This window comes from Mycolicibacterium agri (genome assembly GCF_002553505.1).
In the GTDB taxonomy this organism is placed as follows: Bacteria; Actinomycetota; Actinomycetes; order Mycobacteriales; family Mycobacteriaceae; genus Mycobacterium; species Mycobacterium agri.
In genome coordinates, this window is sequence record NZ_PDCP01000022.1 from 22,209 (window position 1) to 47,729 (window position 25,521).

Sequence of the window (25,521 nt, forward strand, 5' to 3'; positions counted from 1 at the left end):
CTGCGGCGAAATGATTCTCGACCTCGGCGACGGCGCCAAAGAATATGGTCGTCAGGCGCTTCGGGCCTTCGAGGCGGCCGGCGGAGACCAGTTGGTGCAGCAAGCCGAAGCCAAACCCGAGACCAGAGACGCGCTCGTCGGTTCGGTGCTGAGCGAGTTGGGAGCGTGGGACCTCGACGCCCGCACCGACAGCGACGGGTTGGAGGCCGCCGCGGCGCTGTGCCGCAGCGCGGGCTACTGGGCACTGCCGTATCCGGTCGCCGAACGGCTGGCCCGACCGCTTGACCTTGACGCCGAAGGCCTGGTCGTGGTGGCGGCGAGCAGGCCCGCCGCTGCGCTCGGTGGTGTCGACTTGCGTTGGACAGCAGTTACTTTGGACGGTGTCCGCAGCCAGATCGTCGGGCGCGGCGACACCGGTCCCGCGTTCGTCACCTCGCTCGAGCTCACCGAAATCGACCGCGCCGGCGCCGGTGACGTCGCGCTGGGGCTGGTGCTGCCGTGCTGGACGCTGCTCGGCATGCTCGACCGCGCCATCGAGCTCACCGTCGCCCATGTGAGCCTGCGCAAGCAGTTCGGGCAGACGCTGTCGTCGTTCCAGGGCGTGCAGTTCCAGCTCACCGACGCCGAGGTCGAACGCTCCGGGCTGGACATCCTGGCCAAGTACGCACTGTGGAGCGTGGCGACCGGCAAGCCTGAAGCCCTCGACGATGCGCTGGCGCTGCGGGTGTCGGCGATCGAGGCCGCCGAAGTGGTGTTCCGGGTGTGCCACCAGCTGCACGGCGCCGTCGGCTTCTGCGACGAGACCACGCTGTCGTGGCTGTCGCGCTACAGCCTTCCGCTGCGGCGGCTGCCGCTGGGCTTGTCGGCGACCCGCGACGAACTGACCCGGCGGGCGGGCAGGGCCGGTCTTACGGGGTTGTACGCATGACCGGCGAACGGTCCGACCTCGACGGGTTCCGCGATCACGTCCGGTCGTGGTGTGCCGAACACATCCCGGTCGACTGGCGGGCCGCCCAAACCGGAGTCAGCGACCAGGAATTCGTGCGCTTCCAGAAGCAGTGGTTCGCCGAACTGCGCGAGGCCGGCTTCGCCGTGCCGCATTGGCCGCGGGAATGGGGCGGCGGGCTCTCGGTGGCCGAACAGATCGTGCTGTACCAGGAACTCGCCGCCCACGACGCACCCCGGTTGGTGCTGGCGTTCGTCGGCATCCACCATGCCGCGTCGACGCTGCTGGCCGCAGGAACCGACGAGCAGCGGCGGCGGCACCTGCCGGCCATTCTCGACGGGGAGATCTGGGTGCAGGGGTTCTCCGAGCCCGAGGCCGGATCGGATCTGGCCAGTCTGCGGACCACGGCGCGGCGGGTGGGCGACCGCTACGTCGCCAACGGCCAGAAGCTGTGGGCCAGCGGCGCAGAACACGCCGACTGGTGCCTGCTGCTCGCCCGGACCGACCCCGAAGCCCCGAAACGCAAAGGCATTTCGTATTTCCTGTTGGACATGACCAGCCCCGGCGTCGAAGTGCGACCGATTCGCAACGCGGTCGGCGACTCGCACTTCTGCGAGATCTTCCTCAGCGACGTCACGATCCCGGCCGCCAACCTCGTCGGCGCGGAGAACGCCGGCTGGCAGGTCGCCCAGGCGACGCTCGGCGCCGAGCGCGGCATGACCATGCTCGAACTGGCCGAGCGACTCGGCAATGCGGGGTTCCGCTGGCTGGTGGAGGCCTGTCCGACCGACGATCCGGTGGTGGCCGACCGGCTGGCGCAGTTCGAGATCGAGATCACCGGGCTGCGCAGCCTGTGCCGGCAGCTTGTGGAGAACACCGAGGCCGGTCGTGCGGGCCCGGCCGACGCCTCGGTCGTCAAGCTGTATTACAGCGAACTGTTACAGCGCATGACCGACTTCGGCGCGCAGGTCGCCGGTCTGCCTGCGCACACCCAACTGGTCAAGTCCGCGTCGAGCGGTTGGGAATCCGGTTCGTGGATGCTGGATTTCATCGGCTCGTGGGAGTGGACCATCCCGGGCGGGACCAGTGAGATCCAGCGCACGATCATCGCCGAACGCGGACTGGGGTTGCCGCGGGAACCGAGCGTGGCCTGATGGATTTCGCGGAATATCACGCAGAACTCCGGTCGGTGGCCGCCGACCTGTTGGCCAAGGACCGCGCCGTCGAGTGGCGCTCGCTCGTCGACGCCGGCTGGGTGGGCCTCGAAGTCGCCGAGGAGTTCGGCGGAGCGGGTGCGACGTTCCGTGAGGTCGGCATTGTCTGCGAGGAGATGGGGCGCGCCGCCAGCGCGACCAGCTATCTCGGCGGCGCGGTGCTCGCGGTCGGTGTCTTGAATACATTGCAGCCCAACGGAACCCGTGACCAGTTGTTGGCCGACGTGGCGTCGGGCGCGGCCCGATTGGGCGTCGCGGTGGACTCGCGGGAGTTCGTGCCCGACGCCGACGGTGCCGACGCAGTGCTGATCGTCGGCGACGACGGAGTCACCTACGCCCACGTCGCCGTGACACCGCAACCCGTCCTGGACGAGACCCGCAGGCTCGCGACGGTGTCACCGCTCGACCAAGGCGCGCAGGTGCTCCGGTTCGCAGACGACTCTGGCCGCGCGGTTCGGCGGCTGCGTGAGCGTGCCGCCGTCGCGGTCGCGTGTGACAGCCTCGGTCTGTCGGAGGCGATGCTGTCGGCGACCGTCGCCTACGCGAAGGTGCGCCATCAGTTCGGCCGCCCGATCGGGTCGTTCCAGGCGGTCCAGCACGCCTGCGCCGACATGCTGACCACGATTTCCGTGTCGCGCCAACTCGTCGATGCGGCCGTCGAAGCTGTCGCCGAGGACCGACCGGACGCCGGTGTCGCGGCCGCCATGGCGAAGTCGTATGCCTGCAGCAGCGCGGTCGACATCGCCGGTAAGGCAATGCAATTGCACGGCGGCATCGGATACACGTGGGAAAGCGGCATCCACGTCTATCTCAAACGCGCCGCGCTCAATCGTTCGTTGTTCGGTTCACCGGCAGCTCACCGCCAAGAGCTGGCCAAGCGCTACCTATAAAGAGGAGTTCCCATGGGTGTCCCCGTCTACAAGCGCATTCTCGACCTCTTCGAGGCCGAGGGTGTCAACACGCTGTTCGGCATCCCCGACCCCAACTTCGTGCACATGTTCGCCGAGGCCGACGCGCGGGGCTGGTCGGTGGTGGCGCCGCACCACGAGTTGAGCGCGGGGTTTATGGCGGAGGCGGTGTCGCGCATGACGGGCGGACCGGGGCTGTGCATCGGCACGCTCGGGCCCGGCATGGCCAACATCGCCGGGGCGATCCAGTGCGCCAAGGTGGAGAACTCGCCGGTGATCTTCCTCGGCGGCCAACGTGCGCGGATCACCGAGCGCCGGGTGCGCCGCGGCCGCATCCAGTTCGTGCGCCAGGAGCCGCTTTTCGCGCCCTCGGTGAAGTACAGCGCCTCGATCGAATACCCCGATCAGACCGACGAGATCATCCACGAGGCGATCCGCCGGGCGATGTCGGGCACGCCGGGCCCCAGCTATGTGGAGTATCCGGCGCATGTGCTGCTCGAAGAGCTTGACGTGCCGGACCCGTTGCCACCGCATCGCTACCGGCTGGTGAACCAGGGCGCCGGTGCGCCGGAGGTGGCCGAGGCGGTCAGGCTGATCCGCGAGGCCGAGAGCCCGATCCTGTTGGTGGGCCACGGTGTTCACACCTCGCGCACGCAGCAGCCGGTGAAGGAACTCGCCGACCTGATGGCCTGCCCGGTGATCCAAACGTCCGGCGGCACGTCGTTCATCCCGGGGCTTCAGGACCGCACGTTTGCCTACGGGTTCTCGCCGTCGGCGGTCGAGGCGGTGGTCAACTCCGACCTGTGCGTGGCGTTGGGCACGGAACTGGGGGAGCCGGTGCACTACGGTAGGACGCGACACTGGGCGCAGCGCAATGACATCCGCAAATGGGTTCTGGTGGAACAGGATCCGACGGCGATCGGGGTGAACCGGCCGATCGACGTGCCGCTGGTCGGCGATCTGCGCGGAGTGGTGCCCCAGCTAGTCGAGGCGCTGCGCGACACGCCCCGCCAGCCGTCGGCCAACCTCGACGTGCTGATCAAGAAGGACGCCGAGGAGCTGGCCCAGCTTGCCGAGAACGCGCCCAGCGGCAGAACGCCGATCCACCCGGCGCGCTTCATCGTCGAGGCCACCAAGGCGTTCCCGGAAGACGGCATCATGGTGCGCGACGGCGGCGCGACGGTCATCTTCGGCTGGACCTACTCGCAGGCCAAGCCGCGCGACGTGATCTGGAACCAGAACTTCGGCCACCTCGGCACCGGGCTGCCCTACGCGGTGGGCGCATCGGTCGCCGACAGGGGCAAGCGGCCGGTGATGCTGCTGACCAGCGATTCGGCGTTCCTGTTCCACATCGCCGAACTCGAGACCGCCGCGCGGGAGAACCTGCCGCTGGTGTGCGTGGTCGGCGTCGACCACCAGTGGGGACTCGAGGTGGGCGTCTACAAGCGCACCTTCGAACAGCCCTCGCCGCAGCCGGGTGTGCACTGGAGCAAGGACGTCCGCTTCGACAAGATCGCCGAAGGGTTTGGCTGCCACGGCGAATACGTGGAGAAGGAGGACGATCTCGGGCCTGCCATCGAGCGCAGTTTCGCCAGCGGCAAGGCCGCGGTGGTGCACGTCTGCATCGACCCGAAGGCGAACTCCGAGGAGATGCCCAAGTACGACGAATTCCGGACCTGGTATGCAGAAGGCACCCAGTAGGGCGCCTGTGTGAGAGAGGGTGGAGCCATGCGCGAATATCTGAAGTTCTACATCGACGGCCAGTGGGTCGACCCGATCGAGCCCAAGACGCTTGATGTCGACAACCCGACGACCGAGACCGCTTCGGGCAAGATCTCGGTGGGCACGGCCACCGACGTCGACAAGGCCGTGCAGGCGGCGCGTAAGGCGTTCGCCAGCTACTCGCAGACCAGCAGAGAGCAACGGCTTGATCTGTTGCAGGCGATCCAGGCGGAGTACCTCAAGCGCAAGGGCGATCTGGCCGACGCGGTGCACGAGGAGATGGGCGCGCCGCCGTCGCTGGCCGCAGGCCCACAGGTGAACATGGGGCTCGGGCACCTCACCACGGCCATCGATGTGTTGAAGAACTTCCCGTTCGAGGAGCAGCACGGCTCGACGCTGGTGATCAAGGAGCCGATCGGGGTGTGCGGGTTGATCACGCCGTGGAACTGGCCGATCAACCAGATCGCCTGCAAGGTGTTCCCAGCGCTGGCCACCGGCTGCACGATGGTGCTCAAGCCGTCGGAGGTGGCGCCGTACTCGGGGTACATCTTCACTGAGATCCTCGACGCCGCAGGCGTTCCCGCCGGGGTCTACAACATGGTCAACGGCGACGGTCCCGGTGTGGGCGCGGCCATCTCCAGCCACCCCGACATCGACATGGTGTCGTTCACCGGGTCGACACGGGCCGGGGTGGATGTCGCCAAGAACGCCGCCCCGACCGTCAAGCGGGTCACCCAGGAGCTCGGCGGCAAGAGCCCCAACATCGTTCTCGACGACGACGCATTCGCCCAGAGTGTCACCAGCGGTGTCAGTGTCATGATGCTCAACACGGGGCAGAGCTGCAACTCGCCGTCACGGATGCTGGTGCCCAATTCCCGTATGGAGGAAGCGGTTTCGATCGCCCGCGAGGTAGCGTCGCAGGTCGTCGTCGGCGACCCGAACAACAAGGCCGCGATCGGCCCGCTGGCCAGCAAGGTGCAGTTTGACAAGGTGCAAGGCCTGATACAGAAGGGCATCGACGAGGGCGCGAGGCTGGTCGTCGGCGGGTTGGGCCGGCCCGACGGGCTCGATACCGGCTACTACGTCAAGCCGACGGTGTTCGCCGACGTCACGAACGACATGACGATCGCGCGTCAGGAGATCTTCGGGCCGGTGCTGTGCATCATCGGCTACGACGATCTCGATCAGGCCGTCGAGATCGCCAACGACACCGACTACGGGCTGTCCGGCTACGTCTCGGCGGGTGATATAGACAAGGCCCGCGAGGTCGCGCGCCGAATCCGCGCAGGCAACGTGGTGATCAACCACGCGTTCGACATCAACGCGCCGTTCGGCGGCTACAAGCAGAGCGGCAACGGCAGGGAGTGGAGCGAGTTCGGCTTCAACGAGTACCTGGAGATCAAAGGCGCGCTGGGCTACGCCCCCGAAAGCGCCTGACCCTGGGGGCGGTCACCGCGTTGTCGTCTGGGCGGCGCGGAGTACCGCGTTGATGATGCCCTGATAGCCGGTGCACCGGCAGAAGTTGCCGGACAGGCCTTCGCGGATCTCCTCATCGGTGGGCTGCGGGTTGTCGCGCAACAGTGCGGTGATCGAGGTGACGAAACCCGGTGTGCAGAAACCGCATTGCAGCCCGTGGCACTCCCGCAGCGCCGACTGCACCGGCGACAGTTCGCCGTCCTCGCCTGCGATGCCTTCGACGGTGGTGACCTCCTGGCCGTCGACCTGCACGGCGAAGAGCAGGCACGCCCGCACGGCCTGCCCGTCGAGCAACACCGTGCATGCACCGCATGCGCCGTGCTCGCAGCCGAGGTGGGTTCCGGTCAGGCCGCACTTCTCGCGCAGGTAGTCGGCGAGGGTGAGACGAGGTTCCACCACGTGCCGGTGCGTGCGGCCGTTCACGATCACTTCGACCGGCAGCTCATGCATGGATCGCCTCCGTCTCCGATGTCTGTACCGCCGCGACGGCGGCGGTCCACGCCCGCGCGACCATCGTGGCCCCGACGCGTGACCGGTACTCCGCCGATCCCTGGAGGTCGGCGGGGATGTCGGTGAGCCCGCCCATGGCCAGCTTGCCGATTTCGGCGGCGGTGACGGCGTCGACGTTCTGGCCGACGACCGCGTTCTCGGCGACCACGCCGCGCAGCGGAGTCGACCCGAGCCCGAGAAGGCCGATACCGCAACGGCTCACCCGGTCGTCGTCGTCGAGTTGGAGCGCGATGGTCGCTCCTGCGATCGCGAAATCGCCGTGCCTGCGGGCGAATTCCTCGACCGCGAACCCGGATCGCCTGCCCCACACTGGAAACCGGACGGCGGTCAGGATCTCGTCGGGGGCCAGCGAGGTCTCCCACAGCCCGGTGAAAAAGCCGGCGGCAGGTATCTCGCGGCGGCCCCGCGCGGACGTCGCCTCGATGGTGGCGTCCAGCGCCAGCGCCGCGGCCGCGTACTCGGCGGCCGGGTCCGCGTGTGCGATGGCTCCGCCGAGGGTGCCCCTGGTCCTGATCTGGAAGTGCCCGATGTAGGGCGTCGCCAAGGTGAGCAGCGGAACGGATTCGGCCACCTCGTCGTCCATGCCGACCAGCGCGTGCGGCGTTCCCGCCGCCACCCGCAACTCATCGCCGCAGCGTTCGATGTCCTTCAACTCGTCGATGCGGGAGATGTCGATCAGGTTGTCGAAGTGCGTCAACCGCATCGCCAGCATCGGCACCAGGCTCTGCCCCCCGGCCAGAATCTTGGCGTCCTCACCGAACTCGCCGAGCATCTGCACGGCCTCGGCGACGGTGTCGGGGCGGTGGTAGGCGAACGGGGCGGCCTTCACGGCAACAACCTCGCGAGTGCGGCCTGCACTTCGTCGGCGAGGTCGGCGGCCGGGTGGGCACGCTTGCGGCGGCCGATCAGGAAGCCGACCACCGCGCCGGCGGCCACCGCCGCGAGCACCGGACCGAACCGCTTGGCTATCGGCGCCGCAACGACTTTCAGCAGATCGACGCTATCGCCCGCCTCCGCCGTTGCCGACGTCGGTGCCGCGCTGATCGATGCGGCGGCGGGGGAGTCGCCGAGCAGATCGGCTTCCAGGTTCTTGGCGAACTGGTCGATCAGGTTGGTCGATACGTCGGCCAGCACGCCGCGCCCGAACTGCGCGGCCTTGCCGGAAATGGTCAGGTCGGTGCTGAGCGAGACCAGGGTGGCGTCGCCCTCATCCTTCAGTTGCGCGGTGACCATTGCCGCGGCGTTGCCGCTGCCGCGGGTCTCCTTGCCGCTGGCCTTGATCACGACGCGGTGGGCGGGCTCGTCCTTCTCCTGAAAAGACGCTTCACCCTGATAGGCGACCGTGATCGGGCCGACCTTCACCTTCACCGCGCCGGTGAAGTCGTCGCCGTCGACCGAAAGCAGCCGCGCGCCAGGGATACACGGTGCGACCCGCTCGACGTCGGTGAGCACCTGCCAGGTGGTGGCCACGGGCACGGCGACTCGGAATTCGTTGTTCAACTCCACCTTCAGCGGTCCTTTCCGGATGCGCCTGACTCCTGCTCGGCTTTGGCCTTCTCGATGAGGTCGACGATGGCCACGGGGCTGGCGGGGAGGCGCGTCAGCGTGACACCGAGCGGCGCCAGCGCGTCGTTGATGGCGTTGATCACCGCGGGCGTAGATCCGATCGCGCCGCCCTCGCCGCAGCCCTTGTAGCCGCCGACACCTGGTCCAGGGATCTCGACATGGCCGTACTCGATCGCGGGCACCTCGGTGGCCGTCGGCAGGAGATAGTCGACGAAGGTCGACGACAGCGGGTTGCCGCTCTCGTCGTAAACCATGTTCTCCAGCAGCGCCCCGCCGATGCCCTGCACCGTTCCGCCGGCGATCTGCCCCTCCACGACGTTCGGATTGATCATCGGGCCGACGTCCTCGCTGACGATGTAGCGCGTCAGCGTCACATGCCCGGTCTCGATGTCCACCTCACACGTGCAGGCGTGAGTTGCGTTGGCCCAGTGGATCATTGCCTGCGAGGTGAACCGCGCGGTCGCCTCGAGCGTGGCCGCCATGCCCGGCGGCAGCTGCCCGGGTTCGTAGTAGCTGCGGTACGCCAGATCGGCGAAGCTGACGCTCTTCTCGGGATCGGTGCGGACCGTGGCGCGCGAGTTGGCAAGCTCGATGTCGGACTCGTCGGCCTCCAGCAGGTGCGCCGCCATGGCGATGATCTGCTTGCGCAGGATCGCGCCCGCCTCGTTGACGGCGCCCGCGGTCATCGGCCCGCTTCGGCTGCCCTGCGTGCCTGCGCCGTAGGGCGTGACGGCGGTGTCGCCCTGGATCGTTGAGACGTCGTCGATGTTGGCGCCGAGCGCGTCGGCGGTCAGTTGCACCACCGTCGTCTCGAGGCTGTTGCCGGTCGATCCGCCGTTGACGTAGACGTTGATCCTGCCGGTCGGCTCCATGCGGATCGTCGCGCCTTCGGTGGCCAGATGCCCGGTGGCGGCGCCCGTCGGCTCGATGTAGGCCGAGAAGCCGAGGCCGAGGTAGCGGCCCTGTTCCAGCGCGTCCTTCTGCTCCTTGCGGAAACCCTCGTGGTCGAGGATCTTGACTGCCTGCTCGAACGTGTCGGCCGGCGCGACGTGTTCGTAGGGCATGCCGTTGGGGTTGAAGTAGGGCATCTCGTCGCCGCGCAGGATGTTTCGGCGGCGCAGTTCCACCGGGTCCATGCCCATCTCGCGCGCAGCGATGTCGAGAAGTATTTCGCGCGTGAGGGTTTCGTACTGCCACGGCCCGCGATATGCAGCCAGGCCCGCGGTGTTGGAGAACACCGTCTTGTAGTTGAAGCTGGCCTTGGGCACCCGATACGGGCCGGGGAAGAACATGCCGATCGCGGCGGTGGTCAGCACCGGGTACGGCGTCGGATACGCGCCGACGTCCTGCATGAAGTCGATGTCGGCGGCCAGGATGTTGCCGTCTGCGTCGAACGCCATCCGCACGTCGCCGTCGACATGGCGGGCCTGACCGGCGGCCATCAGATTCTCGCGGCGGTCCTCGATCCACTTCAACGCGCCGCGCACCTTGCGGGCCGCCAGCATGATGCACATGTCCTCGCGCATCGGCACGACCTTCTGGCCGAACCCACCGCCGGTGTCGCGCATGATGACTCGGACGTTCTGGGACGGGATGCCGAGCAGGCGGGCGGCGAACGCGCGCAACTCGTGCGGCGTCTGCGTCGACGCCCACATCGTCAGCTCGCGCGATGCCGCCTCCCACTCCGCGACAAGGCCGCGCGTCTCGATCGGCACCGGCGCGTAGATCTGCTGATACACGTGTGCCGACGTGACGTGCGCGGCCGACGAGAACGTCTCCTCGTCGGGCGGCGCCCCGCCCATTCCGCCCGCGACGTTGTCGGGGTAGGCCTCGTGCACGACGACGTCCGAGTTGACCGCCTTGGTGAAGTCGGCGACGGCGGGCAGCGGTTCGTAGTCGACATCGACCAGTTCGACGGCGTCCTCGGCGATGTAGCGCGAATCGGCGACGACCAGCGCGACGGGGTCGCCGACGAACTTGGCTTCGTCCTCGGCCAGCGGTGGGCGCGGCGTGTCGGGCACGTCCTTGCCTGCGACGGCGTGCCAGGCCTCCCGCACATCGGGGTTGAGGTCGGCGGCGACGAACACCGCCTGCACGCCCGGCAACGCCAGTGCGGCGGTGGCGTCGATGCGTTTGATGCGGGCCCTTGCAAACGGGCTGCGCACGAAGCAGGCGTGCAGCATGCCTGGGCGGGTGACGTCGTCGACGAACGTGCCGTGGCCCGTGAGCAGGCGATTGTCCTCCACTCGGGGCAAGCGCGCCCCCGCGTACCGGGTCGCGACGGCCGCAGCTGATGAGGTCAAGGCGAACGCTCCAATCCGTCGTCGTCGGGCCGCTGCCAGAGCCTGTTGAGCAGTCGCTCAGCGAGCCTACCGGATACGCGATTCTCGCTTCTGAGCATATGACATTCTCGTAGCGACTTTCGCCAGGATCAACCGTCTAGATTGATCGGGATGGGCCGCTGGATCAGGCGCGTGGAGCGATGTGCAGACCTACCGGGTCATCGACCGGATCCCGGTGGGCCCGCTGCGGCTGCGCACGAGTTATATTGCCCGGCTTGAGGTTCCGGCCGAGGGCGAGGTGTCGTCGAGCGACTGGTCATCGCGGCACCGTGGCCGCTGGCGTCGATGACGGTCCGCACGGCACTCGACGCGCATGCCGAGATGCTGGCGGCGATCCGCAGGCGTTTCAGCGACTAGAGGCAGGGACTGGAGGCTAGGCCGGCCAGAAGCCGCTGCCGGTGAGGAAGCCGGGCTGCCAGCCCTTCTCGCCGAGGCACAGCATCGGGCGGCCGTCGGGCGCCTGAGCGGCGGCCTGGTCCTGCGGGCACGGCGTGCCGGGCTCTTGCACACCGAACAGTTCCGGCGAAGGCTGCCAGAACCCGGTGTAGACCGGCGGCCACTGGTTGGGGATCCAATGGCACTGCAGGGGCTCGCCGCCGCGGCCCCGGCCGAAGGTGAACAGCTGGAAGTTGTCGCAGGGCGCGTACATGCGCGCCTCGTAGTTCATCCCGGGCACATCGGTGTCGTAGCGGCCCGGCTTGTCGAAGTACAGGTTGTCGTTCGGCTCGGCCATGGCGGCCGGCGCGCCGCCGAGAGCAGCACAGGCCGCAGCGGCGGCGATGACCATTCTGCGAAGCATGTCCCCACCTTTCTGGGCAGAGCCTAACCGGCACCGGCTGGCCAGGTAAGAGTTTGGGGTCCACCGACCCGGGTAAACGTGGCGGCATGGCCCCCGGCGACGACGATAAAAGCGAACACGACGTCCAGTCCGACGACAAGCAGGCGACGGAGCGACCCGGCAAGAGCGGCTCGGGCAGCTATGTCGGCGAGAGTTCGTCGGACGACGCGATCGACGCCGGTCAAACCGGCGCCGAGGCACGCAGCGAGCAGGAAAACAACTGAGCCACCCGCGCTTTGCGGGCGCTCGTCGCCCTCTTACCCGCGTCCTGCGGCTCACGCAGACGGCCGACGTGAGACTGTAAGCGCTATGGATGGCTACGAGTACACCTCCTACGAGGACTTCGGCCGCAGGTTCTTCGAAGTTGCCGTGACCGAAAAGCGTGTCGGCGACGCCATCGGGGCCATCGCCGGCGACGAGTTCGAGATGGGCCCGATGGGGCAGGGGCCCGGCAAGATCGCCAAGGTGACCGCGAAGGTGCGGATTCAGGAGCCCCGCGTCACCCGCTCGCTCGGCGAGCTGATCACCTTCGCCATCCGCATCCCGCTGGAGATCGACATGGTCATCGATCTGCGGATCGACAAGCCGAAGTTCATGGTGTACGGCGAGATCGAGCTGTCGGCGACCGCGCGCGCCGCCGAACCGCTGCTGCTCATCCTCGACGTGCAGAAGCCCCGGCCGTCCGACATCGCCATCCACGTCACGTCGAAATCGCTGCGCGGCGAACTGCTGCGCATCGTCGCCGGCGTCGACGCCGAGATCCGCCGGTTCATCGCCGCGCACGTGGCAGGGGAGATCGACAGCCCCGAGTCGGTCAAGGCGAAGGTGATCGACGTAGCCGACCGTCTCGACGCCGCCTGGACGGGCGTCTAGGCGATTCGCTCGCGCCCCCGCGGTCCTCTACGATGCTGCAGGTGCGCAGACTTACCAGGCCGATCGGCCTGATTGCCGTGTCCGCCGGCCTTGCCGCAACGGCGTCGCTGTTGGCGGCCCCGGCACAGGCCGACCCCACCACCGACGCGTTCCTGAACGCGGTGAGCGGCGCCGGCCTCGGCGGCACCACCGACCCGGCCAGCCTGGTGGCCGTCGGCCAGTCCGTCTGCCCGATGCTGTCGGATCCCGGCCAGAACGCCGCCGACGTCGCGGCCAAGGTCGCCGACTCAACGGGGATGTCGCTGGGCGGGGCGAACATGTTCACCGGCCTGGCGATCTCGTTCCTGTGCCCGCGCGTGGTGGACTCGATCGCAGGCGGGCAATCGCCGATCCCGCTGAACCTGCTCGGCATTTAGCCGGCCACGGCGCCCAACCGCGGGCGCTTCGGCTGCCTGCCGTCGCCTGCCGACCTGCCGCGCGCCTGATTCCACAGCCACGGCGTCAGCATGTTCTTGGTCCACTGCAGTTGCGACCACGTTCGCGACAGCGGTGTCGACTGTGTGGCCGACGGATCCGCCTGCGCCCAATCATGGCTGCTGCCAGGAAGATCGAGCGCCTCTGCGGCCGCGGCGGCGAACAGGATGTGCCCCGTGGTCGATCCGTGCACCCGATCGTCGCTCCAGGTGTCCGGCTGGACCATCGACGGCGCGCTGTAGAGGTCGACGAGCCGGAACCCGTGGCGGTCGACCGCGGTGACGATGGCCTCGTTCATGCGCAGCATCCGCGACTGCAAGACCCGCCCGATGGGCACGATGCGCGCGATGTCGGGGAATGTCGTCGTCACGACCGTGGCGTCGGTTTCTGCGAGCCGCCGGTACAGCACGGCCAGGTCGGCCAGCGCCTTGTCGAAGCCGAATCCCGGTCGGGTGATGTCGTTCATCCCGATGCAGACGGTGATCAGGTCGGGCTGCATGGCCACCGCATACGGCAGTTGGTCGGCGAGCACATCGCGGACGCGCCTGCCGCGCACTGCGAGGTTGGCGTACTGCAGGCCGGGATGAAGCTCGTCGAGCATCGCGGCCAGCCGGTCGGCGAAACCGACGACTCCGGCGGAATCGTCTCCGTCCCAGAGCCCCTCGGTCTGGCTGTCGCCGAGCGCGACATAGCGGGTGTGGCGGCCGTTGGACATGTGCGCGACTCTAATGCCTTGGGCAGTGGGCTATCCGCGGGCGAAGCGGGTCAGGTTCAGCGGCCGGCCCACCACGCTGAGTTGGGCGATGACGTCCTCCAATCGGCTGCGCGGCACGGTGATCCGCCACTCCGGCAGTGTGCCGGTCAGCCGCAGCAGGCCCGGCGCGAAGTCGATGTCGGTCAGGTGTAGGCCATGTGGCAGTTCGGGCAGATGCACCGGGTATGCCGGGGTGCGCTGCGGCAGCCGCATGCGGGTACGACGCACTTCCAGCACGGTCGGTTTCAGCCACAGCGTCGACCCGTCCAGCTGCGCGTCCACCTCGAGATGCCCCAGCGCGGGCCGTCGCGCCAGCCGCAGTCGCGCGATGCCGTCGTGGCCGATTTCACCGGTCAGCCGCGAAGTAGCCAACCGCAGCACCTCGTCGAGGGTGTCGGCCGGCAGCTCGAGGAACAGCTCGACCGGCGCGGCGACCAGCACGGGCGGCGCCGTCGGCCGGAAGTGCACGTTGCGCAGGACCGCGGTGGCTTGATCCAAAGTGTTGGTTTCCCAACGGATGTCACGCGCGGCGAGCCGCACGTCGTTGAGTTGGCCGACGGACAGGTTGCGGACGTCGAGGCGCGAGTCGAACTCGGTGACCGTCAGCGTGATGTCGCCCTCGTCGAGCCGCACGGTCAGCTCGCGGCCCACCACCAGCCGACGCAGCGTCACGAACAACGTGCGGTAGGCGGCGGCCGCACCGGTGTTGACCGGTGCGACAGCGGCCGTCGACCACAACGAGGCCAACATGTCGAGCGGCCGGAACGGGTCGAACCGGCTCACGGGCTGAAGCTGCTCAACAACGACCGCATCGACTTGGCTACCGCGTGCCGGGTCGACAGCGGATCGGACGAATTGGCGATGAGCATCGCGCCGCGGGTCAGTGCGCCGAGCAGCAGCCGGGTCGCCGTCTCCGGGTCATCGATCTGGATCGTTCCCGCCTTCGCGGCCGCCTTCAGCGATCCGACGATCACGGCGTAGGCATACCGCTCGTCGAGCTCGGTGTAGCGGGCCAGCCCCAGCACCGCGGGCCCGTCGAGCACCAGGATCCGCTGCACGTCGGGCTGCAGCACGCCGTCGAGGAACGCATCGAAACCGCGGGCCAGCTCGTCGAGCCCGTCGGTCGCACCCTTGGCGGCCTCGGCCGAGGCCACCATCAACTCGCTGTGCGCGGCCACGAACACCGCCTCGAAAAGGGCTGTCTTGGTGGGGAAGTGGTGATACAGGGCCCCGGTGGTCAGCCGCGCCTCACGGGCCAGATCCTCCACCGACGTCGCGCGGAAGCCCTTCTCACCGAACAGCCTGCGTCCCGCGGCGACCAGCGCCGCGCGGGTCTGGGCGACCTGCTCGGAACGCAGCGATGCGGGCTGCTCAGACGACGACGACATCACCTCTCCGATGTGAATGAACCAGGCCCACCCTATTGACATAGTAACAATATGTGAAATAGTTCCTCTATGACCGCCGCATCTATTCCGTTCACCGGTCCCGCCGACGACACCCGCCGCCTGCACCGGGACACCCGCGAAGCCCTGCGCGCCGCCGCAGGCAGAACCGCCGACCTGCTGCGCCGCAGCGACGAGCCCGCGGCGCCGGTGCCCGGCCTGATCTGGACCACCGCCGAGACGGCCGCGCATATGGTCGGCGAACTGCGCGACTACGCCCAGGGCCTGACCCGGCACACCGCCGGCTATATGACCCACCCCAACAGTCCGACGGAGTCGCCGTCGCGGATGGGCGCGGCGGTCAACGCTCGCCAGCTGGTCGAGGTGCCGGAGCGCGATGTGCGCCGCCTGGCCGACCTGCTGGAAGAGGCCGCGGAGGGCTACCTCGCGGCGGCCGCTGCGGCCGATGAGTCCGCGGCGATCCAGGTCGCCAACGGCCTGGTGTTGAGCCCGCCGGAGATGACCAGCCTGCTGTTGGGCGAACAGGTCGTGCACGGCCTGGACATCGCGCGGGCGGTCGGGGCGAAGTGGCACATCGACCCGCACGATGCCCTGCTGGTCATTCCCGGGGCGTTGTCCGTCGCGCCGCAGTACCTTCGCCGATCCGCGGCGCTCACCCGGGTGAGTTTCGAACTGCGCATCCGCGGCGGCAACGCCTATCGGATGGCGGTGGACCACGGGTCCGCGACCGTCACCACCGTCACCGCCGCGTGCGAGAAGTCGGACTGCGTCATCACGGCCGATCCGGTCGCGTTCCTGCTCCTCGGCTACGGCCGTATCTCGCAGTGGTCGCCGATATTGCGCGGCAGACTGCGGGCCGGCGGCAGGAAACCGTGGAAGGCAATGAAGTTCGCGACGATGATGTCGAGCCCATAACCCGGCCCGTAATGGGTAGCCCCGTACAGTGGGTGCGATGACGTCTGTGGCAATCGTCGGTAGCGGCTTCACCGGTTTCGAATGCGCGCGCCGACTCTCCCGGCTGGCGCGCAAGCACAACGCCCCAGTCGACATCTCGATCATCTCGCCGGTCGACTACATGCTCTACACGCCGCTGCTGCCCGACGTGGCCGGCGGCCTCGTCGACGCCCGCTTCGTCACCGTGCCGTTGGCCAACACGTTGAATGGAGTGCGCACGGTGCGGGGGCGGGTGGACGGTGTGGACTTCGACGGCCACACCTTGACCTACACGGATCCGGAGAATCGCACCCGCGAGCTGTCGTGGGACAGGCTGGTGCTGACGCCCGGCTCGGTCACCCGGCTGTTCGACATTCCCGGGCTGGCCGAATGCGCGCGCGGCCTGAAGTCGACGGCGGAAGCGGTATACCTACGCGACCACCTGCTTGAACAACTCGAGCTGGCCAACATCGACGACGACGAGAAGCGCATCCGCGGGCGGCGCACCGTCGTGGTGGTCGGCGCATCGTATTCGGGCACCGAACTCGTCGTTCAATTGCAGGCGCTGGCCGAGACCGCGGGCAAGCAGATGGGATTCGACCCGGCCGAGGTGAAGTTCATCCTGCTGGACCTGGCCGAACAGGTGATGCCGGAGGTGGGGGAGAAGCTCGGCGAGGCCGTGCAGCGGGTGCTGCGCAAACGCGGCGTCGACGTCCGCCTCGGTGTGACGCTCAAGGAAGTTCACCCCGATCACGTTGTGCTGAGCGATGATTCATGCATCGACACCCGCACCGTCGCCTGGGTCACCGGCGTCACCGGCGCCCCGTTGATCGAAAAGCTGGGCCTGCCGACCGAGCGGGGGCGGCTGAAGGTGCAGCCGGACCTGCAGGTGCCAGGTCACCCGGACGTGTTCTCCGCCGGTGACGCCGCCGCTGTTCCCGACCTGACTCAACCGGGCAAGATCACGCCGCCGACGGCCCAACACGCGATCCGGCAGGGCAAGGTGCTCGCGCGCAATGTCGCCGCCAGCCTCGGCTACGGCAAGCCGAAGCAGTACAAGCACCGCAACATGGGGTTGGTCGTCGACCTCGGCCCGCATTACGCCGTCGCCAACCCGCTGAACGTCCAACTGTCCGGCTACGCCGCGAAGTTCGTCACCCGGATGTATCACCTGTATGCGATGCCGCGCTTCGTCAACCGGTGGGCGGTGTCGCTGGCGTATCTGACCGACGTGTTCTTCGACCGCTCGGTGGTCTCCGTCGGGCTGTCCACCCAAGACGACGCCCGGTTCTCCACCAGCGAAGGAATTCCGCTGCCCAAGGCCGACTAACTCGGCGCCACCCGCACTGCCGCTGAGCGCTCAACCCTGTACGGCGTCAGCGCCAGAATCTGTACAAGGACGAGCGCTCGCGGATACCAAGAGTGTGAAATCCCGCGGACGGGGAAACCCCCACCGCATGGCTACATATCGCGTGCTGAATCCGAAGGGCGACGTCGTGGACACCAAGGACATCGAAAGCGCGGGCGACGCGCACGCCTGGTTCGTCGACGCGAAAACCGAAAACGCCGAGCTCGGTTGGCGGATGGAGGTCAAGGCCGACGACGGCCACTGGGCGTTCTTCGACTCCTCCGAAGGCGACCGCAAGTACTAGTCACTCTTCGCCGGTGACGTACCACTTCCCGATCGGCGGGGCGTGGCTGCTGCGCACGCGCAGGCAGCCCGGTTCCTCGACGGCGAACGACGGGTAGTCGCCCAGATAGCAGCTCTCGCCCGTGCTGATCTTGGTCAGCGTCTGCGTGTCCGGGTCGAACCGCACCGTGGCGTCGTCGTCGAGGTCGAGTCGCCAGCGCGGCTCGAAGTTGTTGTCGCCCATATCAACCCGCCACCGTGAGCGTGACGTTGTTTAGCGACACCGCGACGTCGGTGGGCAGAATATCGACGAATGTGCTTTGGTCTCGCATGGCATCCCCCCTGGCGATGATGTGGCCGGGAAAGTTTCCGGCGCATGGAAAGTTGTTGCACCGCAACCAAAACCCCGGCGGGCTCAGGTACGGATACATGCTCGGTGATTGATCGACACGGTACCTGCCGGGCGGGATGCTCGCAGTGGCCCACCCCGGAGGCCCGTCGCCGACGGCGAACACCCCGTTGCTGCCATAGCTGACGGGATCGGCGTGGGCGGTGCCGACGCAGACACCAGCCAGCAGCGCGCCGATCAGCACTGCCGCGCCGGCGCCCTTCATCGCCTACCAGACCCGCACGTAGTCGACGAGCATCGGCGGCGAGACCGGGCCGAAGTTCGGGTCGCCGCCGCCGGGCCCGCCGACCGCCACGTTGAAGTGCGTGTACAGCAGATATCCGGGCGCGTTGAACGGCCACGCGCCCTCGATGGGCTCTGCGGGCACGGAGAAGTACGGCGGACCGGAGAAGTCGTCCCTCCAGAACTTGAAGCCGTCCTCATCCCACCGGCACCGATAGGTGTGCCACGCGTCGTCCACCGGCCAGCGATGCTCCCTCCACGTCTTGCCGTCGGACCGGGCGTGCACCGCGGTGCCTGGCGCCCACTTGCCGTTGCCGTACCACTCGACGATGTCGATCTCGCCGTCCGGCAGTGGACCCCGGCCGTCCGGAGTGTCCTCGATGTTCACCAGCCAGTACGCCGGCCACAGACCGGGCGCCATCGGCAGCTTGATCCGCGCCTCCCAGGTGTGGTTGATGCCGATCTTCATCTTGCTCTCGATGCGGCCGCTGAAGTACGTGTTGCCTTCCTGGGTGGCCCGGATCGCGAGGTTGCCGTTGCCGTCGAGTGAGACGTTGCGGGGGTCGTCTCGGTAGAGACCCAGAATCGGCGGGGTGACGGGCTCGTTCCAGCTGACCACCGTCCACTTCGACCGATCCGGTGACGCCCCCGCCGGTCCGTCGAAATCATCGGCGAAGATGATGTCCCCCGGAGCGGGATTGGAGGCCGGAACGATGGGCTGATCTGGCGGTAAAGGATCCGCTGCGGCTCGAGGCAGCGGCACTGCGGCCGCCATCGCTGCCAATCCGGTCATCAACATCATGTCGCGTCGATTGATCTCTGGCACAAGCAAACCTTAGCGTCGGTTGCTCCAGGGATCTGGTTAGGCTCGACAACGATGCCGAAATTGAGTGCGGGAGTCCTGCTCTACCGGTTCAACGACGGCGCCATCGAAGTGCTGATCGGCCACCCCGGCGGCCCGTTCTGGGCGAAGAGGGACGAGGGCGCGTGGTCGATCCCGAAGGGCGAGTACGACGAGGGCGAGGACCCGTGGGCCGCCGCCTGCCGGGAGTTCACCGAGGAAATCGGCAAGCCACCCCCCGACGGCCCCCGCATCGAGTTCCCACCGCTGAAGCAGCCCAGCGGCAAGATCGTCAAGGCCTTCGCGGTGCACGCCGACCTCGACCTGGACGGCGCCGTCAGCAACACGTTCACGATGGAGTGGCCGAAGGGCTCGGGCAATTTCAGGGAGTATCCGGAGATCGACCGGGTGGGTTGGTTCCCGCTGGACGAGGCGCGGTCGAAGCTCGTGACGGGTCAGCGCCCGCTTCTCGACCAGTTGGTGGCTGCGGTCGAAGCTGCCGAACCGGACGTGTCTCAACAGCATTGATGGTCAGCGCCCGGCCGTGAATCCGCCAGCCCGATCGGGTGCGCAGATACTCGTCGTCGTAGCGCAGGTGCCAGATGAGGTCGGTGGGGTGCCCGTCGCCGACGCTCCAGTGGTGCGCGACGCAGGTGATGCGGCCCAACGCGTAATCGGCGTCGGTGCCTGGGGCGTACACCTCGCCCACGATCGCGTGTTCGGTGCGGGCGAGTGTAAACAGCGCGGCCATCGCCGCCCGCACGCCGTCACGCCCGTAGTGGCGGCGGACCGGATCGAGTGCTCGCGGTGGATCCGGCAGCCGCAATTCCGCTGTGTCGGTGAACAATTCGACGACGTCGTCGAAACGCCGGTCGTCAACCGCGGCGGCGTAGATGTGGACCAGGTCGGCGATCTCCAACCTGTCGGCGACGGCCAGCCGCATGCCGCTCAGCTGCCCGCCTCGTTGCTGGCCCGGATGGCCTCGCGGCATTCCCGCCGCGTCTTGTCCGTCTCCTGCATGCAGACCCGCACCGGAGATTCCAGCTCGACGGGAAGCGGTTCGTCGGTGGCGTCGGGGGTCACCGTGACGGTCGGGGCGGGCACCTCGCCCTGCACCGTCGACCAGATGGAGGCGCCGGTGGTCTGCAGCGTCGAGCAGTAGACCGTATTGCCGTTGGCGGTGGTCGCGGTGGAGCCGACGGGCGAGCAGTCGGCGCCGACGACCGCGGCGGCTGGGGCCGCCGTCACCGTTGTCGTCGTCGTCGCGGGTGGCGGCGGCGGTGCCGGCGGCGGCGCCTCCGCTCGCGGAGAGGTCGCGGGCGGCGACGGCGACGGTGGCGGGGTGTACTCGTCGTTCAGCAGCTTCTCGATCTCCCGGAACTGGATGAGCACCAGCGCGATCGCGACCAGCAGCAGCACCGCAAGAATCCCCGGGATGAGGATCGTCGGCCGCAGGAACCTGCGCTTCAACGGTTCACGCGACGAGGGTGCCTCGTGCTTGCCGCCGCCGTGGTTGCGGCGGATCGGTATCGACGGCGCGGTCTGTTCGGTGTCAGCATACGGCTCAACGCCGAGCCGGTGACACAGCGCACGCGCGAAGTCCACGCAGTTGACGAACCGGTCCTTCGGGTCCTTCGACAACGCCTTTCTCAGCACCGGGTCGAGCGCCGACAGCTCAGGGCGCCGTTCGGCCAGCGTCGGCGGCGCGGCGGTGAGGTGCTGACTGATGACCACAGTGGGATTGGAATGGTGAAACGGCGGTGATCCGGTCAGCAGATGAAAAGCCGTGGCCGCCAACGCGTATTGATCGGCGCGGCCGTCGATGTCTTCGCCCATCAGCTGTTCCGGTGCGGCGTAGAACACCGTGCCGACCGTCATGTTGGTCGCGGTCAGGTTGCTGTTGTCGTCCATGCGGCGGGCGATACCGAAGTCGCCCAACAGAACTCGCTGTTCGCCTGCGTCGGCGGGGTCGGTCAGCATGATGTTGGCCGGCTTCACATCACGGTGCAGCAGCCCCTGCTGGTGGGCGTAGTCGAGCGCCTCGGCGACGCCCGTGACGATCCGCACCACTTCGTCTTTCGGCATCCCGTTCGGGTAGCGCTCACGCAGCAACTCGGCGGCGTCGGTGCCGTCGACGTAGTCCATCGAGATCCAGATCTGGCCGTCGACGTCGCCGCGGTCATGGACGCCGATGATGTGCGGGTGCCACAGCGTCGCGGCCAGATCGGCCTCCCGGTTGAACCGCTGCCGGTATTCGCTGTCGGCGCAGACATCTGTTGGCAGCACCTTCAGTGCGTCCCGCCGGGGCAGGCGGGGATGCTCGGCCAGGTAGACCTCACCCATGCCGCCCGTACCCAGGAGCCGCACGATGGTGTAGCCCGCGAAGGTTTCACCAGCGGCTATCGGCATGGGCGAATCCTACAGACCAGGCTACAAATCGAGGACCAGTTGCTGACCGTCGACCGATCGGGAGGCGCAGATCAGCATCGTGCCTGCGGCGCGTTCGGGTTCGGTCAGCAACGTGTCGCGGTGGTCCACCGCGCCGGCGACCACCCGGGTGCGGCAGGTGCCGCAGAAACCCTGCTGGCAGGAGTACGGAGCCGCGACGTCGGCCCGCCGTAACGCCGTCAGCAGTGTCTCGTCCGCGCCGACGAGCACCTGCAGGCCCGTCGAACGGATCGAGACGGTGAATTCCTTGCCGTCGACGACCGGCGGTGCGGCGAAGCGCTCGAAGTGCAGTTCGACGTCGTCGCGGCCGACGAGGGCGGCCCGGATCGCGGTCAGCATCGGCGCGGGCCCGCACGCGTAAACCGTTGTGCCGTCCGGGCAGTCGCCGAGCAGTTCGACGGCGCTCGGCACGCCGCTGACGTCATCGGTGCGGATCTCGACGCGGTCGCCGAAGCGGCTCACTTCGTCGATGAACGGCAGGCTGTCGCGGCTGCGGCCGGTGTAGATCATCGACCAGTCCACGCCGAGGCGCTGCGCGCAGGCCAACATCGGCAGTATCGGCGTGATGCCGATGCCACCGGCGATGAACCGCAGACGACGGGTGGGGGAGCCGTACCCGGGAACCGTCAGCGGGAACGCGTTGCGCGGGCCGTGCGTCGTCACGGTCGTGCCGACGGGCAACGCGTCGTGCACTTCGATCGACCCGCCGCCGCCGTCGACGATGCGCCGCACCGCGATCCGGTAGCGGGCGGTGTCGGCGGGGTCCCCGCACAGCGAGTACTGGCGCAGCCTGCCGCTGGGCAGCCCGATGTCGAGATGCGCGCCGGGATGCCAGCGCGGCAGCGGGCGGCCGTCGGCCGCGGCCAGCCACACCGCGACCACATCCTGGTCGTGGGCCACGACTTCGCGGTCCACCACCGTCAACTCGATGGTGCGGTTCGGTTCGGGTGGGGGCTTCATCCGCCGCAGGGCGCCCGAGAGCGTCCACAGCGCGGTGATGGACGCGTCGACGGCGCCGAGCACCAGGTCGTGGCGCTGGCGGCCGAAAATGCTCGGCGGCGTCTGGCGGTAGCGCTGAAGCAGGCCCATCACATGTGTGCGGCGCGGGCCGCGGGCGAACTGGCGAGGTAGGCGACGGCCTGCGCGGTGGACCCCATCTGCTCGGGCGTGAACCCGGGCCGGAAGTAGATGGCGGTGTTCGACCCGAACAGCTTGCGGTACTTCGGAAGCAGGCCGAGCTTCGAGTCTTTCATGCGCAGCCGGTTGAACTGCCACCAGCCGATGTCAGTGGTCGGGTCGTTCTTGACCAGGAACCAGGCCGTGCGTTGGAAGAACACGAAGATGGCCAGCACCGCCATCGTCATCGCGCGGATCCGGTCGAAGTAGCTGTCGTGAAAGTAGACCGCGACGTCGTGGGCGACGTTGCGATGCTCGACCTCCTCGCTGCCGTGCCAGCGGAACAGGTCGACCATCGTCGGATCGGCGTCGTAATCGTCCCAGTTGCAGTTGAGCGCGAAGTCGCCGAGCACCGCGGTGTAATGCTCGATGGCCGCGATCAGCCACAGCCGGTCGCAGAGATTGTTCAGCCGGCGCTTGGGGTCGGTCGACGTCGTCGGTGCGAGCACCTTGGAGAACAGGTAGTCGATCTGGTCCAACATCGGCTTGGGATCGATGCCGTTGACCTCCATGTACTCGTGCAGCATTTGTTCGTGCACATCGGCGTGGGTGGCTTCCTGGCCGATGAAGCCGCGCATGTCCTCGGCCAGCTGCGGGTCCTTGACCAGCGGCAACGCTTCGTTGAAGGTTGCGACGAACCACCGCTCGGCGGCGGGCAGGACGACGTTGAGCAGGCTGACGACGTTGGAGGCGACGGGATGTCCCGGGATCCAGTGCAGCGGGATGCCGGTCGCGTCGAAGTGCACTTTGCGGGCCTGTATCGCCACCGGGCCGGGATCGACCTCCCGCTCGAAACGGCGTGGACGCAACATCGCGGCTCCCTTGTCCGGAAGTGTGCTGGGAGTGTGCTCGGCCGAAGTTTACGACCCGAGGCCGCCGACGAGCCCGATAGGCGGGAACGCAGGTTTCGGATTTCTGGGCAACGTCAATATCACCGATATGGCGTTGGGCGACGTTGTGGAATGGGCCAAGCACCAGGTCAGCGCGCGGGTGCCCAAGGCCGACCTGGATCAACGCGACCCCGACTACATCCGCGAGCAGTTGCCGGGGCTGTGGCTGCTGGCCTCGCTGTACTTCCGCGCCGACGTCCGCGGCCTCGACCGCATCCCCACGGACGGGCCGGTGCTGCTGGTGGGCAACCACAGCGGCGGCAACCTCCCGCCGGACACCTTCGTGTTCACGCTGGCGTTCAGTTCCTACTTCGGCGTCGAGCGCCCGTTCTACCAACTCGCGCACAACCTGGTCGTGTCGATGCCCGGCCTCGGTTCGCTGCGCAAGTTCGGTACCGTCGCCGCCAATCACGAAAACGCTCGGCTCGCATTGGAATCCGGTGGTGCGCTGCTCGTCTATCCCGGCGGCGACTACGAGGTGTTCCGGCCGTCGTGGGAGCGGCACAAGGTGGACTTCGGCGGCCGCAAGGGCTACGTCAAGCTGGCCCGCGACGCTGGCGTGCCGATCGTGCCGATCGCCAGCGTCGGCGGCCAGGAAGCGGCGCTGTTCCTCGACCGCGGGCAATGGTTGGCCAGGCTGTTGATGGTCGACAGGCTGGCCCGGCTGAAGAGCGTGCCCATCCTGCTGGCGCCGCCGTGGGGCCTTGCCGTCAGCGACTTCGTGCCCCGCCTGCCGCTGCCGACCAAGATCACGATCGAGGTGCAGGAAGCCATCGACGCCGACGACATCAAGACCGCCGACGACGATGTCATTCACGAAAAGGTCACTGCCGCACTGCAATCCGGCGTGGATCGGATGGCGGCGCAACGACGATTCCCGGTGATCGGCTGATGAGCGCTCGCGCGAAGAAGAGACGGCACTGATGAGACTGCAGCAGCGCGTGATCATCGACGCCGACCGCGAGTCGGTGTGGAAACGGGTCAGCGATCCGGCGTGCTACCCGGAGTTCATGACCAGCCTCGAGCGCTGGGACGCCGTCACCGACGAGCCGCCCAGCGCCGGGGCGCGCTACACCGGGCACTGGAAGATCGGTTCGGTGCCGGTCGGCGGCGTCATCGAAGTCGTGGAGTTCGACGAGGGCCGCGACTTGGCCTGGATCGGCATCACCGGCATCACCCAGCGCGGGCGGTTCCGGCTGCGAGACTGCCCCGACGGCAAGACCAAGGTCATCTTCCGGTTGGCCTACGAGGCGCCGGGCGGCATTCTCGGCGTGATCGCCGACTGGGTGGCCTCACGCCAGGTCGGCGGCACGATGAAGCAGACGCTGGAGAACCTGCGCAAGCTCGTCGAGGGCTGACCCACACACGCCTCATCTCGCCGCGAGACGGAATCGGCGCAGCGAAAGTGCGAGTGACCCCCTGCTGGAATGCCGTTTCGCGGGGGCTTGAGGCGACTTAGGCCGGCGGGCCGGGCGGCGGTGGCATCGGCATCGGCGGCGGCGCGGGTGCGGGCGCCGGTGCGGGCTGCTGGCCGATGGGCACCTGCTCGGGGCGCAGCGTACCGTCGTTGACGCCGCGCGGACCGGAGGTGGTGGCCTGGCGCTCGGCCAACTCCTCCGCGGCCGCTTCGGTGCAGTCGAGGTTGAGAAGCATCTTGCCGCTGCTGAGCATTTTCTGGCTGGACACCATGCACTGGGCCTGCGGCAATGCGCTGCCGACCGCGCCGCCGAAGCCGGTGGCCATGCCCATGCCCTTGAGGATTCGCACGGCTTTGTAGTAGGGCTCACCGATTACGTTGAGCTGGCTGGGGTTCGCCGGTTGGGCGGTGGCCAGTCCCGCGTTGAGCAGGCCAAGCGTGCCCGCGGCGACCGCGCTTGCTCCCAGGACGACGAGCTTGTTCACGAAACTCTCCCTACGTCGGTGCGGTGCGAACATATCGCAGC

Annotated in this window: 29 protein-coding genes and 2 pseudogenes; 15 read left to right on the top strand and 16 right to left on the bottom strand. The window is 68.0% G+C overall.

Annotated elements, in window-relative coordinates:
• The first annotated feature begins 10 nt into the window (after window positions 1–10).
• The 5 genes from CQY20_RS14035 to CQY20_RS14055 are packed head-to-tail and all read left to right on the top strand — an operon-like array spanning window position 11 to window position 6,227.
• Complete coding sequence (locus CQY20_RS14035; protein WP_097940702.1) at window positions 11–928, top strand: acyl-CoA dehydrogenase family protein; 918 nt, start codon at window positions 11–13, stop codon at window positions 926–928.
• On the top strand, window positions 925–2,100 hold the full coding sequence (locus CQY20_RS14040; protein ID WP_097940703.1) for an acyl-CoA dehydrogenase family protein: 1,176 nt from the start codon (window positions 925–927) through the stop codon (window positions 2,098–2,100). The genes CQY20_RS14035 and CQY20_RS14040 overlap by 4 nt, the downstream gene beginning before the upstream one ends.
• Window positions 2,100–3,050, top strand: a complete 951-nt coding sequence (locus tag CQY20_RS14045; RefSeq protein WP_097940704.1) for an acyl-CoA dehydrogenase family protein — start codon at window positions 2,100–2,102, stop codon at window positions 3,048–3,050. The genes CQY20_RS14040 and CQY20_RS14045 overlap by 1 nt, the downstream gene beginning before the upstream one ends.
• Window positions 3,051–3,062: 12 nt before the next feature.
• Window positions 3,063–4,769: a thiamine pyrophosphate-binding protein gene (locus tag CQY20_RS14050; protein ID WP_097940705.1), complete on the top strand. Its 1,707-nt coding sequence runs from the start codon at window positions 3,063–3,065 to the stop codon at window positions 4,767–4,769.
• A 27-nt stretch (window positions 4,770–4,796) separates the two neighbouring features.
• Complete coding sequence (locus tag CQY20_RS14055) at window positions 4,797–6,227, top strand: aldehyde dehydrogenase family protein (RefSeq protein WP_097940706.1); 1,431 nt, start codon at window positions 4,797–4,799, stop codon at window positions 6,225–6,227.
• Window positions 6,228–6,239: 12 nt separating this feature from the next.
• Here CQY20_RS14055 and CQY20_RS14060 read toward each other — a convergent pair whose 3' ends face one another.
• From CQY20_RS14060 to CQY20_RS14075, 4 genes are read right to left on the bottom strand one after another with little or no spacing between them, the layout of a single operon-like run.
• Window positions 6,240–6,716: a (2Fe-2S)-binding protein gene (locus tag CQY20_RS14060; protein ID WP_097940707.1), complete on the bottom strand. Its 477-nt coding sequence runs from the start codon at window positions 6,714–6,716 to the stop codon at window positions 6,240–6,242.
• Window positions 6,709–7,605: an FAD binding domain-containing protein gene (locus CQY20_RS14065; RefSeq protein WP_097940708.1), complete on the bottom strand. Its 897-nt coding sequence runs from the start codon at window positions 7,603–7,605 to the stop codon at window positions 6,709–6,711. Before CQY20_RS14065 ends, CQY20_RS14060 begins: the two co-directional genes overlap by 8 nt.
• Window positions 7,602–8,282 carry an SRPBCC family protein gene (locus tag CQY20_RS14070; RefSeq protein ID WP_097940709.1) on the bottom strand — a complete coding sequence of 227 codons (681 nt, stop codon included), beginning with the start codon at window positions 8,280–8,282 and terminating at the stop codon, window positions 7,602–7,604. Before CQY20_RS14070 ends, CQY20_RS14065 begins: the two co-directional genes overlap by 4 nt.
• Before the next feature lie 2 nt (window positions 8,283–8,284).
• On the bottom strand, window positions 8,285–10,588 hold the full coding sequence (locus CQY20_RS14075) for a xanthine dehydrogenase family protein molybdopterin-binding subunit (protein WP_474630421.1): 2,304 nt from the start codon (window positions 10,586–10,588) through the stop codon (window positions 8,285–8,287).
• A gap of 241 nt (window positions 10,589–10,829) precedes the next feature.
• On the opposite strand from CQY20_RS14075, the pseudogene CQY20_RS35460 reads away from it, so the two are divergent.
• Window positions 10,830–11,041: pseudogene (locus tag CQY20_RS35460) on the top strand (SRPBCC family protein); the annotation flags it as partial.
• Between the two features lie 16 nt (window positions 11,042–11,057).
• Here CQY20_RS35460 and CQY20_RS14080 read toward each other — a convergent pair.
• Window positions 11,058–11,483: a hypothetical protein gene (locus tag CQY20_RS14080; RefSeq protein ID WP_097940711.1), complete on the bottom strand. Its 426-nt coding sequence runs from the start codon at window positions 11,481–11,483 to the stop codon at window positions 11,058–11,060.
• A gap of 86 nt (window positions 11,484–11,569) precedes the next feature.
• Between CQY20_RS14080 and CQY20_RS34855 the strand changes: the two genes are divergently transcribed.
• The 3 genes from CQY20_RS34855 (at window position 11,570) to CQY20_RS14095 (ending at window position 12,811) form a co-directional block, all read left to right on the top strand.
• Complete coding sequence (locus CQY20_RS34855; RefSeq protein ID WP_097940712.1) at window positions 11,570–11,746, top strand: hypothetical protein; 177 nt, start codon at window positions 11,570–11,572, stop codon at window positions 11,744–11,746.
• An 85-nt stretch (window positions 11,747–11,831) separates the two neighbouring features.
• Complete coding sequence (locus CQY20_RS14090) at window positions 11,832–12,395, top strand: hypothetical protein (protein WP_097940713.1); 564 nt, start codon at window positions 11,832–11,834, stop codon at window positions 12,393–12,395.
• A gap of 41 nt (window positions 12,396–12,436) precedes the next feature.
• Complete coding sequence (locus CQY20_RS14095; protein ID WP_234816237.1) at window positions 12,437–12,811, top strand: DUF732 domain-containing protein; 375 nt, start codon at window positions 12,437–12,439, stop codon at window positions 12,809–12,811.
• Here CQY20_RS14095 and CQY20_RS14100 read toward each other — a convergent pair.
• Genes CQY20_RS14100 through CQY20_RS14110 form a run of 3 tightly spaced genes read right to left on the bottom strand, consistent with a single transcriptional unit; the run spans window position 12,808 to window position 15,053 of the window.
• A complete protein-coding gene (locus CQY20_RS14100) occupies window positions 12,808–13,584 on the bottom strand; it encodes an SGNH/GDSL hydrolase family protein (RefSeq protein ID WP_097940715.1) in 777 nt (258 codons plus the stop codon). The two genes, CQY20_RS14095 and CQY20_RS14100, sit on opposite strands and share 4 nt — an antisense overlap.
• Before the next feature lie 30 nt (window positions 13,585–13,614).
• Complete coding sequence (locus CQY20_RS14105) at window positions 13,615–14,373, bottom strand: hypothetical protein (RefSeq protein ID WP_097940757.1); 759 nt, start codon at window positions 14,371–14,373, stop codon at window positions 13,615–13,617.
• Window positions 14,374–14,402: 29 nt separating this feature from the next.
• Window positions 14,403–15,053, bottom strand: coding sequence for a TetR/AcrR family transcriptional regulator (locus tag CQY20_RS14110; RefSeq protein ID WP_234816238.1), 651 nt, complete (start codon window positions 15,051–15,053; stop codon window positions 14,403–14,405).
• 27 nt (window positions 15,054–15,080) lie between these two features.
• On the opposite strand from CQY20_RS14110, the gene CQY20_RS14115 reads away from it, so the two are divergent.
• The 3 genes from CQY20_RS14115 (at window position 15,081) to CQY20_RS14125 (ending at window position 17,614) form a co-directional block, all read left to right on the top strand.
• A complete protein-coding gene (locus CQY20_RS14115; RefSeq protein WP_097940716.1) occupies window positions 15,081–15,944 on the top strand; it encodes a maleylpyruvate isomerase N-terminal domain-containing protein in 864 nt (287 codons plus the stop codon).
• A gap of 37 nt (window positions 15,945–15,981) precedes the next feature.
• Entirely contained in the window at window positions 15,982–17,292 is a 1,311-nt protein-coding gene (locus tag CQY20_RS14120) for an NAD(P)/FAD-dependent oxidoreductase (RefSeq protein WP_097940717.1), read from the top strand.
• 127 nt (window positions 17,293–17,419) lie between these two features.
• Window positions 17,420–17,614 (top strand): hypothetical protein, encoded by a 195-nt coding sequence (locus CQY20_RS14125; RefSeq protein WP_097940718.1) that lies wholly within the window; start codon window positions 17,420–17,422, stop codon window positions 17,612–17,614.
• Here CQY20_RS14125 and CQY20_RS14130 read toward each other — a convergent pair whose 3' ends face one another.
• From CQY20_RS14130 to CQY20_RS14140, 3 genes are read right to left on the bottom strand one after another with little or no spacing between them, the layout of a single operon-like run.
• A complete protein-coding gene (locus CQY20_RS14130) occupies window positions 17,615–17,836 on the bottom strand; it encodes a hypothetical protein (RefSeq protein ID WP_097940719.1) in 222 nt (73 codons plus the stop codon).
• A gap of 1 nt (window position 17,837) precedes the next feature.
• On the bottom strand, window positions 17,838–18,206 hold the full coding sequence (locus CQY20_RS14135) for a hypothetical protein (protein WP_234816239.1): 369 nt from the start codon (window positions 18,204–18,206) through the stop codon (window positions 17,838–17,840).
• Between the two features lie 3 nt (window positions 18,207–18,209).
• Window positions 18,210–19,049, bottom strand: a complete 840-nt coding sequence (locus CQY20_RS14140) for a glycoside hydrolase family 16 protein (protein ID WP_165789259.1) — start codon at window positions 19,047–19,049, stop codon at window positions 18,210–18,212.
• A 51-nt stretch (window positions 19,050–19,100) separates the two neighbouring features.
• Between CQY20_RS14140 and CQY20_RS14145 the strand changes: the two genes are divergently transcribed.
• The gene (locus tag CQY20_RS14145; RefSeq protein ID WP_163700244.1) at window positions 19,101–19,592 is read left to right on the top strand and encodes an NUDIX hydrolase; all 492 of its coding nucleotides are present in this window, start codon (window positions 19,101–19,103) and stop codon (window positions 19,590–19,592) included.
• Window positions 19,593–19,614: 22 nt separating this feature from the next.
• Here CQY20_RS14145 and CQY20_RS14150 read toward each other — a convergent pair.
• The 4 genes and pseudogenes from CQY20_RS14150 to CQY20_RS14165 form a co-directional block, all read right to left on the bottom strand.
• Window positions 19,615–20,055, bottom strand: a pseudogene (locus CQY20_RS14150) (nuclear transport factor 2 family protein); the annotation flags it as partial.
• Entirely contained in the window at window positions 20,013–21,473 is a 1,461-nt protein-coding gene (locus tag CQY20_RS14155; RefSeq protein WP_097940722.1) for a serine/threonine-protein kinase, read from the bottom strand. The gene CQY20_RS14155 and the pseudogene CQY20_RS14150, both read right to left, overlap by 43 nt.
• 21 nt (window positions 21,474–21,494) lie before the next feature.
• Window positions 21,495–22,601: a PDR/VanB family oxidoreductase gene (locus tag CQY20_RS14160; RefSeq protein WP_097940723.1), complete on the bottom strand. Its 1,107-nt coding sequence runs from the start codon at window positions 22,599–22,601 to the stop codon at window positions 21,495–21,497.
• Window positions 22,601–23,500, bottom strand: a complete 900-nt coding sequence (locus CQY20_RS14165; RefSeq protein ID WP_097940724.1) for a metal-dependent hydrolase — start codon at window positions 23,498–23,500, stop codon at window positions 22,601–22,603. Before CQY20_RS14165 ends, CQY20_RS14160 begins: the two co-directional genes overlap by 1 nt.
• Before the next feature lie 127 nt (window positions 23,501–23,627).
• Between CQY20_RS14165 and CQY20_RS14170 the strand changes: the two genes are divergently transcribed.
• Window positions 23,628–24,470 carry a lysophospholipid acyltransferase family protein gene (locus CQY20_RS14170; RefSeq protein WP_097940725.1) on the top strand — a complete coding sequence of 281 codons (843 nt, stop codon included), beginning with the start codon at window positions 23,628–23,630 and terminating at the stop codon, window positions 24,468–24,470.
• A 31-nt stretch (window positions 24,471–24,501) separates the two neighbouring features.
• Entirely contained in the window at window positions 24,502–24,936 is a 435-nt protein-coding gene (locus CQY20_RS14175) for an SRPBCC family protein (protein WP_097940726.1), read from the top strand.
• 97 nt (window positions 24,937–25,033) lie between these two features.
• Here CQY20_RS14175 and CQY20_RS14180 read toward each other — a convergent pair whose 3' ends face one another.
• On the bottom strand, window positions 25,034–25,480 hold the full coding sequence (locus CQY20_RS14180; protein ID WP_174814627.1) for a hypothetical protein: 447 nt from the start codon (window positions 25,478–25,480) through the stop codon (window positions 25,034–25,036).
• Between the last annotated feature and the right edge of the window lie 41 nt (window positions 25,481–25,521).